The sequence below is a fragment of the Flavobacterium silvaticum genome (assembly GCF_012911565.1).
Classification (GTDB): Bacteria; Bacteroidota; Bacteroidia; order Flavobacteriales; family Flavobacteriaceae; genus Flavobacterium; species Flavobacterium silvaticum.
In genome coordinates this window covers 114,394-126,970 of record NZ_JAAMPU010000107.1, presented here as the reverse complement: position 1 = coordinate 126,970, position 12,577 = coordinate 114,394, and the positions used below count along the sequence as shown (strand labels likewise).

The 12,577-nt window shown below is 47.1% G+C and carries 8 protein-coding genes; 6 read left to right on the top strand and 2 right to left on the bottom strand.

Translation table 11 applies throughout. From position 1 onward, the window contains the following. Window positions 1-118 precede the first annotated feature (118 nt). Entirely contained in the window at window positions 119-2,044 is a 1,926-nt protein-coding gene (locus G6047_RS12345; RefSeq protein ID WP_235946540.1) for an SPFH domain-containing protein, read from the top strand. A 63-nt stretch (window positions 2,045-2,107) separates the two neighbouring features. Here G6047_RS12345 and G6047_RS12340 read toward each other — a convergent pair whose 3' ends face one another. Further along, window positions 2,108-2,776, bottom strand: coding sequence for a hypothetical protein (locus G6047_RS12340; protein ID WP_169527935.1), 669 nt, complete (start codon window positions 2,774-2,776; stop codon window positions 2,108-2,110). Continuing rightward, window positions 2,776-4,164, bottom strand: a complete 1,389-nt coding sequence (gene glmM, locus G6047_RS12335) for a phosphoglucosamine mutase (protein WP_169527934.1) — start codon at window positions 4,162-4,164, stop codon at window positions 2,776-2,778. Before glmM ends, G6047_RS12340 begins: the two co-directional genes overlap by 1 nt. 390 nt (window positions 4,165-4,554) lie before the next feature. On the opposite strand from glmM, the gene G6047_RS12330 reads away from it, so the two are divergent. The 5 genes from G6047_RS12330 to G6047_RS12310 all read left to right on the top strand — a co-directional run bounded on the left by G6047_RS12330 (window position 4,555) and on the right by G6047_RS12310 (window position 12,574). Continuing rightward, window positions 4,555-5,139, top strand: coding sequence for an acyl carrier protein phosphodiesterase (locus G6047_RS12330; RefSeq protein WP_169527933.1), 585 nt, complete (start codon window positions 4,555-4,557; stop codon window positions 5,137-5,139). Then, window positions 5,136-6,803, top strand: a complete 1,668-nt coding sequence (gene ggt, locus G6047_RS12325) for a gamma-glutamyltransferase (protein WP_169527932.1) — start codon at window positions 5,136-5,138, stop codon at window positions 6,801-6,803. The genes G6047_RS12330 and ggt overlap by 4 nt, the downstream gene beginning before the upstream one ends. Before the next feature lie 99 nt (window positions 6,804-6,902). Further along, window positions 6,903-8,723 (top strand): chloride channel protein, encoded by a 1,821-nt coding sequence (locus G6047_RS12320; protein WP_169527931.1) that lies wholly within the window; start codon window positions 6,903-6,905, stop codon window positions 8,721-8,723. Between the two features lie 559 nt (window positions 8,724-9,282). Further along, the gene (gene uvrA, locus G6047_RS12315) at window positions 9,283-12,114 is read left to right on the top strand and encodes an excinuclease ABC subunit UvrA (RefSeq protein WP_169527930.1); all 2,832 of its coding nucleotides are present in this window, start codon (window positions 9,283-9,285) and stop codon (window positions 12,112-12,114) included. Window positions 12,115-12,121: 7 nt separating this feature from the next. Beyond that, entirely contained in the window at window positions 12,122-12,574 is a 453-nt protein-coding gene (locus tag G6047_RS12310; protein WP_169527929.1) for a GNAT family N-acetyltransferase, read from the top strand. Window positions 12,575-12,577 lie beyond the last annotated feature (3 nt).

The window sequence follows — 12,577 nt, the reverse complement described above, 5'->3', positions numbered from 1 at the left end:
CTTAAACAAGGCGTTTTAGGGGCATTATTTGCCCGCAAAAACCATTTGTTAAATTTAAATATTATGTTAATTTTCCATTCTAATTTTGTGCCATCAAATTCAAAACACCATGACAAACATGAACATTTTATTTTGGGTAATCCCTGTGATTATCTGCCTCGTATTGTACAAAATCGTGTTGCGTGTCTTCTTCGGGATGGTCATCGTACCGGAAGACAAGATTGGACTCGTAACCAAAAAATTCGTCATCTTCGGATCGGACAGATCACTGCCGGACGGACGCATCATCGCCACCAAAGGAGAAGCCGGTTTCCAGGCACAGACACTTGCTCCGGGTCTTTACTGGGGCAAATGGTTCTGGCAATACAAAGTGGATATGGTTCACTTTACCATTATCCCCGAAGGAAAAGTCGGACTTGTACTGAGCAAGGACGGCGTCGAAATCCCAACGGGACACATCCTGGCCCGACGTGTAGAAAGCGACAACTTCCAGAATGCCGAAGCGTTTTTGGTCAACGGCGGACAAAAAGGACGTCAGACCGCTTTTATCACAACAGGTTCTTATCGGATCAATACCTATTTGTTTGAAATCATCATCACCGATCAGATCAAGATTTTTGAAAACATGGTCGGGATCGTCACGGCACTCGATGGGGAACCGATCCCGATTGGGCAGATCGCCGGTAAATTCGTCGAAGGGCACAACAATTTCCAGGATTTCGACTCGTTCCTGACCAACGGCGGAAACCGCGGACTACAGCCACAGGTGATGCTCGCCGGTACGTATTATCTCAACACATGGGCGGTCCAGATCGAGCAGACACCTATGACAGATGTGCCTATCGGATACGTAGGGGTCGTCATCTCCTATATTGGTGAAGACGGACAGGACGTTACCGGGGAAACGTTCAAACACGGTAACATTGTTTCCAAAGGACAACGCGGTGTCTGGCTGGAACCGTTCGGGCCGGGTAAATATGCATTGAACAAGTACACGACCAAGCTCGAGCCCGTTCCAACTACGAACCTTGTACTGAACTGGGCCAATGCCAGAAGCGAATCGCATGATCTCGATAAAAACCTGTCGACCATTACGGTGCGCTCCAAAGACGGTTTCCCATTCAACCTGGACGTGGCCCAGATCATCCACGTGCCGGCCAACGAAGCGCCAAAGGTTATCGCGCGTTTCGGTTCGATGACGAACTTGGTTTCCCAGGTTTTGGAACCGACAATCGGTAACTATTTCCGGAACTCGGCCCAGGACAGCGATGTGATTTCGTTCCTCAGTACACGGAAGCAGCGTCAGGAATCGGCTAAAAACCATATCAAGGAAGTGCTTGACGAATACAACGTGAATGCGGTCGATACCTTGATTGGTGACATCGTCCCACCGGAATCGCTGATGAAGACACTTACCGACAGGAAAATCGCCGAAGAGGAACAAAAAACCTATCAGACCCAGAAAATGGCACAGGAACAACGCCAGGGTGTCGAAAAAGAAACCGCGATCGCCGACATGCAAAAGGAAATCGTGCGTGCCTCCCAAAGTGTCGAGATCGCGCAACGTACAGCCGATGCCGCCGTCAAGAAAGCAGAAGGTGATGCCACAAGTCTAAAACTCAACGTAAATGCCGAAGCCGAAGCTACGAAGATGCGTGCCAATGCCGAAGCGGAAGCCACAAAAGCCCGTGCCGGCGCTCAGGCTGAAGCCACAAAACTGACTGCCGGAGCCGAAGCCGAACGCATTTCCAAAACCGGTAATGCCGAAGCCGAAAAAATCATGGCGGTGGGTAAATCAACTGCAGAAGCCTATCAATTGCAGGTTTCAGCCATGGGTGGCGATAACTTCACGAAGTATAAAATCACCGAAGAAATCGGTCGCGGCAATATCAAGGTCATACCGGATGTATTGATTTCCGGAAATGGCGGATCCGACTCGCCTATCAGCGGATTGCTCGGGATGAAACTGATGGAAATGATGGATGCGAATGCGGCGGCTAAAATAAGTCCGGCCAAACGCGAAAAGCCTAAAGGTGACGAATAAGATCAGTCGTTAAATAAAAATCCGCTTCATGATTGGAGCGGATTTTTTGTTTGTTGCCGTTGGCTAATCTTTGATTTTAAAGTCATTCCAGTTATGTCCGTCGATTCCATAGACGATTCCGTTTTTCCGGAAGATATCCTTAAGGACATCCAGTTTTGAAATGCGGCAAGGCATGGGGAACCGTATCAGGTCGGGCCAGCCTATATCTTGGGAAGCGGCGGCGCCCATGCAGTCAAAACAAATTTCGATATAAGAAACAATCCTGTCTTTACCATCGAGGAACAAGATTGCGTTTCTCGGAAAATAACAACCGATCACCTCGACTGTTCCATCATCTTTCCACTTCCTCGGATGATAATTGAAATACCAGCGGCTCAGCGAGTCTTTCCATGCCTGGTTCAATTCGGTGATTTCGAGAGCTGCGTATTTGAGATTGTTTACATCCGAAAGATGTGACAGGTCAAACTCCTTCAATATCTTCAGGTTCATTTTGCGGACTATGGAAACACTGTCTGTCGCCTGGATTTCTTCCCAATTACCATCAATTATTGTTTCCGATCCATCACGACCGGCAGAAAAATACGAAATCAACAGGATCCGTTCCGCGCTTTTAAAAGGTTCCGATGTCCGTCTTTTTTCAACCGGCATCGTCCCGAACCAACCGCAATCCGATTGCTGTCCCGAAACGATCGAAACGAAAAAACAAGTGATCACGGCCAGTCGCAGCTGCATCAGATTCCGGCGACAGCCTTTATTTCATCAATGATGCGTATGGCAAGATCATCAGCAGCTTGTTGTGTTTTTGCTTCGGTGTAAATGCGGATGATCGGTTCCGTATTCGATTTGCGTAGGTGTACCCAGTTTTCGGCAAAATCGATTTTTACGCCGTCGATAGTGGTTATTTTCTCGGACTGATATTTTTCGGTCATCGCTTTCAAAATAGCATCGACATCAATCGCCGGCGTGAGCTCGATCTTATTCTTGCTCATGAAATACTGCGGATACGAAGCCCGCAATTCCGACACTTTCATTTTCTTGTTCGCCAGATGTGTCAGGAACAAGGCTACCCCGACCAAACTATCGCGTCCGTAGTGCAGTTCGGGATAAATGATACCGCCGTTTCCTTCGCCTCCAATAACGGCATTGTTTTTCTTCATCAGTTCGACCACATTGACCTCGCCTACCGCACTGGCTTCATAAGAACCTTTATGCGCTTTGGTGACATCGGCCAACGCACGCGATGACGACATATTCGAAACGGTATTTCCCGGCGTTTTCGACAAGACATAATCGGCGACGGCGACCAAAGTGTATTCTTCCCCGAACATTTCACCGTCTTCTGAAATGAATGCCAACCGGTCAACATCGGGATCGACGACAATCCCAAAATCTGCTTTTTCATCAACGACAAGTTTGCAGATATCACCCAGATGTTCCTTCAAAGGCTCCGGGTTGTGCGGGAAATGACCGTTCGGTTCGCAATACAGTTTTACGGTTTCGACTCCGAGCAAATCCAGTAATTTTGGGATGATGATGCCCCCGGACGAATTGACGCCGTCAACAACGACCTTGAATTTAGCAGCCTTAATGGCTTCGGCATCTACAAGTGGAAGTTCGAGAACTTCGTCGATATGGATATCCATGTAGGCATCGTTCGGGATGATTTCGCCCAGTGAATCCACATCGGCAAAATCAAATGCCTCACGTTCGGCTATGTCAAGTATTTTGGCTCCTTCTTCCCCGTTCAGGAATTCGCCCTTTTCGTTAAGCAACTTGAGCGCGTTCCATTGTTTCGGATTGTGTGATGCGGTCAGGATGATTCCACCATCGGCTTTTTCCAAAGGAACGGCCACTTCTACGGTCGGTGTCGTCGATAAACCTAAATCAATCACATCGATTCCCAAGCCAATCAGCGTATTGACCACGAGATTGTGAATCATGGGGCCGGAAATCCTCGCGTCACGGCCAATCACTACGGTCAGCTTGTCTTTGTTGCTGTAATTCTTGAGCCAGGTTCCGTAAGCCGATGCAAATTTGACGGCATCGACAGGAGTTAAATTATCGCCGGTCTTTCCGCCTATGGTACCGCGGATTCCGGATATGGATTTGATTAGAGTCATTGAGGGGATTATTTTATCCGCTGCGCTTTATACAATTCGGCTGCGCCTCGGGTGTTGATTTGATTTTTGTTGATCTGAATTTGGAGCCGTTAGGTCCGTGAATTTTACATCAGCGTCACAAAGATAAAATTTAGAAGCTATTCCCGCAGTCCACGCCTGGCTTTTTCAAATCTGGAAATTAACCTGACCATAAAGTTAAACGACCAATGATTTATGATACCTCGTTTTTCCCAACCTGTTACGCAATTCGTTGTTACGTAATTTTAAGTAACGACAAATTGCGTAACACTACCCCTCCTAAATACTTTACCTGTTATCTGTTAACTATTAACCGTTATCTGTTAACCGTTATCTGTTAACCGTTAACCAAACAATCCCTATCTTTAATCCATGAACTATCTTGCCCACATCTATCTTTCCGGCGACAACGAACTCGTCAAAATTGGCAACTTCATGGCAGACGGCATCCGCGGAAAGCACTATGAAACCCTGCATCCGGATATACAGAAAGGTGTGCTGCTGCATCGCGAAATCGATATGTTCACAGACCAGCATCCCGTATTCCGCAAAGGGACAAAACGGCTGCACGAAAGGTACCATCATTATTCAGGTGTGATCATGGATATTTTTTACGATCATTTCCTTTCTAAGAACTGGCAGAAATATTCCCCTGAAAAACTCGGTTCTTTTATCGACAATTTTTACGATTCGCTCGAGCGCAACTACGATCAGCTGACCGAAAAGACAAAAGGGATGATGCCGTACATGATCAAGTACAACTGGCTTTGGAGTTACCAGTTCCCTGAAGGCATCCAACGCATACTTACCCAGATGGACCAACGCAGCCGCACGGAATCCAATATGCGTTTCGCTTCGGAAGAATTGTCAAAATACTACACCCTGTTTGAACAGGAATTCACTGAATTCTTTGAAGACCTGCGCGCCCACGCCGCCAAAACCTTAGCCGGTCTATGAAGCGATTTCTTTTTTCATTGCTTCTATGTTGCCAGATTTCGTTTTCACAGATCGGTTTTACAGCCCGGAACGCGATGGTCGTTTCGGCCCGCATCGAAGCGAGTGAAATAGGATCCGAAATAATGAGACAGGGCGGAAATGCATTCGATGCCGCTATCGCCGTCCAACTCGCGCTTGCAGTCGCTTATCCATACGCAGGGAATATTTCGGGTGGTGGATTCATGGTGTACCGAATGAACGATGGAACTTCAGGATCGCTCGACTTTCGCGAAACCGCACCTTTGAAAGCGAGCCGCGATATGTTCCTGGATAAAAACGGGAACGTGATCCCGAACCTGAGCCTCAGTTCTGCCAAAGCGGTCGGCGTTCCCGGATCTGTGGCCGGAATATTCGAAATGCATAAAAAATTCGGAAGCTTACCGATAGAGAAATTGTTCGCTCCGGCAATTGCCCTGGCAAGAAAAGGTATTGTGGTTACAGGCAAACAACTGAAACAAATCACCGACCATAAAAAGGAAATCATCAGTCTCAATGGAAACGGTACCATTTATTCCGGCACTTTTAAGATTGGCGATACCATAAAATATCCGGAACTCGCCCAAACGCTGGAACGGATTGAAAAAAACGGGGCTAATGAATTTTACAAAGGACGATCGGCAAAAATGCTTATCAGGTTCATTGCAGAGAAAGGCGGGATTCTGTCTGCGAAAGATCTCAGGTCATACAAAGCCATCTGGCGCAAACCCATTGAATTCGACTATCGGAATATCCATGTGATTTCTATGGGTTTGCCCAGCAGCGGTGGTTTTTGCCTGAATCAGATGTTTAAAATGATCGAGCCTTTTGATGTCAGTTCCCTACCTCATAACTCGGTCGATTATATCACTTTACTGACCGAAGCCGAGAAACGTTCCTATGCCGACAGGAATTATTTTCTAGCCGATCCGGATTTTATAAAATCACCTCAAAACCAGTTGATTGACACGACGTACTTACACCATCGTTTGAAAAGTTCCGATCTTGAAAATATCATCCCGTCTTCACAGATTTCACATGGCGACATCCCTTTTTCAGAGAGCGATCAAACGACGCATTTTTCTATTGTGGATCCGTTTGGAAATGCCGTTTCGGTAACTACGACTTTGAATGGTGCCTTCGGTTCCAAATTGTATTGTGCCGAGCTCGGTTTTTTCCTCAATAATGAAATGGACGATTTCAGCATCAAGGCCGGAACGCAGAATTATTTCGGGCTTACGGGTTCAAAAGCCAACGCAATCGAACCCGGTAAACGTATGCTGAGTTCAATGACACCGACGATTGTTGAAAAAGAGGGTAAACTGTTTATGGTTCTTGGATCGCCGGGCGGATCGACGATCATTACCTCGATTTTCCAGAACATCCTCAATGTTGCTGAGTTTGATATGGGCATGCAACAATCGGTTGGCCAGCCGCGCATGCATCATCAATGGCTTCCGGATGACATACTGATGGAGCCCGATGGATTTTCTGGCGAAACAATCAAACAATTAAAGGACAAAGGGTACAAAATCAATATCCAGGCAGCGCCAGTCATCGGAAAAGTCGATGCGATCCTGCAATTACCCAACGGAACCTATGAAGCTGGTGCCGATCCGCGCGGGGATGACGCCGCAGCCGGTTTCTGACAGGAATCGGAAAAATCAATCAAAAAAATATCTCAAATGTAAAGGTTGTTGGCTTTGCAGGGGTTATTTTTGCACATCCGGAATTTATCCCCAACAACTATGTCAGCCAAAAAAGCTTCGATCCCCGTATTGTTCTTCCGCAAGATCGCAAGACAGTTCGAACGCCTTTTTTTCATTGCCAAGACCATGTTGCCGGAACGCCAGTTCCTATACCTGGCCTGTGTGGTGGTTGCCTTTACGTGTGCCGTGGCGGTAATCATCCTGAAGAGTTTCGCCCACTATGTTTTTGTTTTTGCGACGTATATCAACGGATTCCTCAAGTTTCCGTTCATCAATGTACTGCTGCCCATTGTAGGTATTTTGCTGACGGTCTTCGTCATCCGGAATTTTCTTGGCGGAAGCCTCGAAAAAGGAAGTTCGCGTATTTTGTTTGCCGTCGCCAAAAAAGGTGGGATTTTGCCAAAAAAACAAATGTATGCCCAAATCGTTACGAGTTCACTTACCGTCGGGCTTGGCGGATCGGCCGGGCTTGAGTCCCCGATTACCATAACGGGAGCCGCCATCGGGTCGAACTTTGCCCAAAAATACCGGCTCTCTCAAAAAGACCGTATCCTGCTTTTGGCCTGTGGTGTCGCGGCAGGTATAGGTGCGGCGTTCAATGCACCGGTTGCAGGTGTGCTTTTTTCGATCGAGGTGGTCTTGACCGATGTGACGATTTCCGCTTTTGTCCCGATTATCATTTCAGCCGCGACCGGTGCTTTGGTTTCTACCGTCGTATTGAATGAAGAAGTATTGCTCTCGTTCCGCCAGAAACAGGAATTCGATTACCATAACATACCGTTCTATATTTTATTGGGACTGTGCGCCGGATTCATCTCGCTGTATCACGCCAAAAATTTCCAGCGCGTCGAAGGTTTCTTTGCACGCATGAAGAACAAAGCCTACAAACGTGCGCTTTTGGGAGCGACGATGTTGGGTATATTGATTTTCTTTTTCCCTTTATTGTTCGGTGAAGGTTATGAAAGCATCAAGACCCTGGCCAATGGCGATCCGTCGACGCTTCTTGAAAATACTTTACTGGAGAAACACAGGCATAACGAATGGATCCTGCTGTCTTTCCTTGGGATAACCATGATGTTCAAAGCCTTTGCGACGGGAATGACGCTCGGAAGCGGTGGAAACGGCGGAAATTTTGCGCCTTCTCTGTTTGTAGGTTCTTACTTAGGCTTTTTTGTCGCCAAATTTTTCAATCTGCTCGGTATCACCCACCAGCTTCCTGTCGGGAATTTCACCATTGTTGGCATGGCCGGAATACTCAGCGGCTTGTTCCATGCGCCTTTGACCGCCATCTTCCTTATTGGTGAAATCACGGGCGGTTATGATTTGATGGTGCCGCTTATGATTGTGTCCTCCATCAGCTTTGCGGTATCGAAACAATTTGAAAAACATTCGATGGATGTCAAGCACCTGGCTGAAAAAGACGATGTATTCACTTCGGATAAAGACCGGAACATCCTGCTCAGCATCGATATGCTCAAACTCGTCGACCACGAAGTCCAATGGCTGCGGCAGACCGATTCCGTAGAAACACTGATCCAACTGCTGTCTGAAACCAAACAGGAAGTTTTTCCCGTACTCGACGAAAAAGCCAACCTGACGGGAATTGTCGAACTCAATGCCATCCGGCCGATCATCTTCAATTCATTCCGGCAAAAATATACGGCGCTGCACGACATCGTTTCGTACCCCCAGGCTATCATCACGTTGGAAGAAGGTGTCGCATCGGCCATGGAAAAATTCGAATCGACCCATGCTTCCATCCTGCCCGTACTCAAAAATGGTCGCTACTTTGGGTTGCTTGAAAAAACAAAGGTACTTGAGGCGTACCGCTTGCAACTGAAGCAGCTGGTTATTGAATAATCATTCAGGATTCATGCATTTTTCTATCGCTGACTGAACCTTGTATTTTTGAGGATATAAAGCTGTCAAACTGTGTTTAGAAGATGAGTAAAGAGCAACATCTTCCCGAACTTAGTTGAGACCATAGGACCAGATGTCTGATCCAAACACGCTGCAATCAATAAAACTTTAACATTTGCGGCAGAAAAAATGTACCGACTATTTCTAATTTTTTTTTTGGGTACCATTTGGCCCCTCCCCGTAGCAAAAATAACGTTTCCCAAAATAGACTGGTTACATTAAATCTGCCGCAAATGTTAATTCCACGAGTGCTTAGACTTAAAGATTTTTTTCCTTATACAACTGAAACAACTGGTAATTGAATGATTTTCCGGCTAACCTAAACCAAATTCGTGTTTACAAACTTCCTGTTTACAAAAATCTGTAAACACACAATTGGTAAACAGAATCGTAACAGTAACAAACAAAAGCTCGTTTTAACACAAACTTCCGTTTTCCCACACCCAAAAATCAGTGTCGAAATCGTACTTTTGCATCTCTTATTCCGCCACGAATTTTTATGCTAAAGACAGACGAAACCATTGAAGTGCTCGGCGCCCGCGTCCACAATCTCAAGAATATAGACGTTGTTATCCCACGCGAACAGCTTGTGGTTATCACGGGGCTTTCGGGTTCAGGGAAATCATCGCTTGCCTTCGATACGATTTATGCCGAAGGACAACGCCGCTACATAGAGACTTTTTCGGCTTATGCGCGCCAATTCCTCGGAGGTCTGGAAAGGCCCGATGTGGATAAGATCGACGGATTGTCGCCCGTCATCGCAATTGAGCAAAAAACGACAAGCCGCAGCCCGCGCTCTACCGTTGGAACTATCACTGAGATTTATGACTTCCTGCGATTGCTGTTCGCCAGGGCATCCGATGCCTATAGCTACAACACCGGAGAGAAAATGGTCAGCTACAGCGACGACCAGATCCGTTCGCTCATAGAAAAAGATTTTGCCGGAAAACGCATCAACATTTTAGCGCCTGTTATCCGCGCGCGAAAAGGCCATTATGCCGAATTGTTCCAGCAAATAGCCAAACAGGGGTTCCTTCGCGTCCGCATCAACGGCGAGGTCAGGGAAATTACGCCCGGAATGAAGCTCGACCGGTACAAGACGCATGATATTGAAATTGTCGTGGACCGCATTGCAGTAGATGATTCGACCGACACCCGAAACAGGTTGACCGAAAGCATTAAGACCGCCATGTATCATGGAGAAGATGTACTCCTGATTTTGGACCAGGATTCAGGTAACGCGCGTTTTTTCAGCCGGACATTGATGGACCCGATTACAGGCATTTCCTATCCGAACCCGGAACCGAATTTATTCTCGTTCAACTCTCCCAAGGGCGCGTGCCCGAATTGCACGGGGCTTGGAACGGTGAATGAAATCAATCTCAAAAAGATTATCCCGAACCCGAAACTGTCCATCAAACAAGGCGGTTTCGCTCCACTCGGCGAATACAAATCGAGCTGGATCTTCAAGCAACTCGAAACCATAGGTGAAAAATTCGGGTTCAAACTGACCGATGCGATCGAGAAGATTTCAGAAGAAGCCATGGATATCATCCTCAACGGCGGAAAGGAAAAATTCGCCGTCGCCTCGAAATCGCTTGGGATTACCAAAGAGTACAAGATCGAATTCGAAGGGATTTCAAACTTCATCAAGAACCAGTACGAAGAAACCGATTCGACTTCCATAAAACGCTGGGCCAAAGATTTCATGGACGAAGTAACGTGTCCGGTCTGCGAAGGCGCACGTCTCAAAAAAGAAGCGTTGTACTTCAAGATCGAAGGCCAGAACATAGCCGATCTTTCCGGAATGGATATTTCCGACCTGACGCAATGGTTTGATTCCCTAACCGATAAACTATCGGAAAAACAAAAAATAATAGCCGTCGAAATCATCAAGGAAATCCGCGACAGGCTTCACTTTTTAGTCAATGTCGGATTGGATTACCTGTCGCTGAACCGCGGCTCGAGAACACTTTCGGGCGGTGAAGCGCAACGGATTCGTCTGGCCACACAAATCGGGTCACAACTCGTCGGCGTACTTTACATTCTAGATGAACCGAGCATCGGATTGCATCAGCGCGACAATGAAAAACTCATCCATTCGCTCGAGCAATTGCGGGACATAGGCAACTCCGTCATCGTGGTCGAACACGACAAGGATATGATCGAACGCGCCGATTATGTAATCGACATAGGGCCGAAAGCCGGAAAATACGGTGGTGAAATCATCTCGAAAGGAACGCCGGAGGAATTGCTGTCGGAACATACGCTGACCGCCGATTACCTCAGTGGCAAAAAAGAAATCGCGGTTCCGAAAAAACGCCGCGAAGGCAACGGCAAAATCCTCAAACTGACGGGTGCAACAGGAAACAACCTCAAAAATGTCTCGATCGAATTGCCGTTGGGCAAACTGATATGCGTCACGGGAGTTTCGGGCAGCGGCAAATCGACACTTATCAACGAGACGCTCTACCCTATCCTCAATGCTTATTATTTCAATGGGGTCAAGAAACCGAAACCGTATAAAACCATCGAAGGCCTCGAACATATCGATAAGGTCATCGATATCGACCAAAGCCCGATCGGTCGTACACCGCGGTCGAATCCGGCGACATATACAGAGGTTTTCACCGAAATCCGGAACCTGTTCACGATGACTTCGGAAGCCCAGATTCGCGGATACAAGGCCGGACGTTTTTCTTTCAATGTAAAGGGAGGACGTTGTGAAACCTGCGAAGGATCTGGCGTGCGTACCATCGAAATGAACTTTTTGCCCGATGTGTATGTGGAATGCGAAACCTGCCAGGGCAAGCGCTTCAACCGCGAAACGCTTGAAATACGCTACAAAGGCAAATCGATTTCAGACGTACTGAACATGACGGTTGACGAAGCGGTCCCGTTCTTTGAGAACATCCCGAAAATATATCGCAAGATCAAGACGATACAGGATGTCGGTCTCGGATACATTACGCTGGGACAACAAAGTACGACTCTTTCAGGCGGTGAAGCCCAGCGTATCAAACTCGCTACGGAACTGTCCAAAAAAGATACGGGAAATACGTTCTACATCATGGACGAGCCCACGACCGGCCTGCATTTCGAAGACATCCGCGTATTGATGGAAGTCATCAAAAAACTTGTCGACAAAGGCAATACCGTACTCATCATCGAACACAATATGGACGTGATCAAGCTCGCCGACCATATCATAGATATAGGCCCGGAAGGTGGAAAAGGCGGCGGGAAAGTCGTGGCCGAAGGAACGCCGGAAGAAGTCGCGAAAGTGAAAAAAAGCCATACGGCGCGGTTCCTGGCGAAGGAGTTAAAATGAATAACCTATGATTTTTCGGGAAGCGATAGCAGCAGATATTCCACAGATCCAAATTGTACGTAATTCGGTGAAAGAGAATATGCTTTCGAATCCGGCTTTGGTTACGGATGCAGATTGTTACGACTTTATGTTCCATCGCGGGAAAGGTTGGGTTTGTGAAGCCGATGGAAAGATTGTGGGTTTTGCCATAGCCGATTTGGTCGACAGTAATATATGGGCGCTTTTCCTCGATCCCGAATCTGAAGGCAAAGGAATTGGTAAAAGGCTCCACGACATGATGCTCGACTGGTATTTTGATCAGGATAAGTCGGAAGTATGGCTTGGAACGGCGCCAGGCACAAGGGCTGAAAAATTCTATGAGAAAATGGGCTGGCACAGGAACGGGATGCATGGCAAAGAAGTCAGGTTTGAAATGAGCCGCCTGGAATGGCTTCATCTATCGGGCAAAAACAAAGCATAACCC

Bases quoted from the DNA above. Each gene is read 5' to 3' on its own strand.
- G6047_RS12345 (WP_235946540.1), top strand. From the start codon at position 119: ATGAACATTTTATTTTGGGTAATCCCTGTGATTATCTGCCTCGTATTG.
- G6047_RS12340 (WP_169527935.1), bottom strand. From the start codon at position 2,776: ATGCAGCTGCGACTGGCCGTGATCACTTGTTTTTTCGTTTCGATCGTT.
- G6047_RS12320 (WP_169527931.1), top strand. From the start codon at position 6,903: ATGTCAGCCAAAAAAGCTTCGATCCCCGTATTGTTCTTCCGCAAGATC.
- G6047_RS12310 (WP_169527929.1), top strand. From the start codon at position 12,122: ATGATTTTTCGGGAAGCGATAGCAGCAGATATTCCACAGATCCAAATT.
- uvrA (WP_169527930.1), top strand. From the start codon at position 9,283: ATGCTAAAGACAGACGAAACCATTGAAGTGCTCGGCGCCCGCGTCCAC.
- glmM (WP_169527934.1), bottom strand. From the start codon at position 4,164: ATGACTCTAATCAAATCCATATCCGGAATCCGCGGTACCATAGGCGGA.
- ggt (WP_169527932.1), top strand. From the start codon at position 5,136: ATGAAGCGATTTCTTTTTTCATTGCTTCTATGTTGCCAGATTTCGTTT.
- G6047_RS12330 (WP_169527933.1), top strand. From the start codon at position 4,555: ATGAACTATCTTGCCCACATCTATCTTTCCGGCGACAACGAACTCGTC.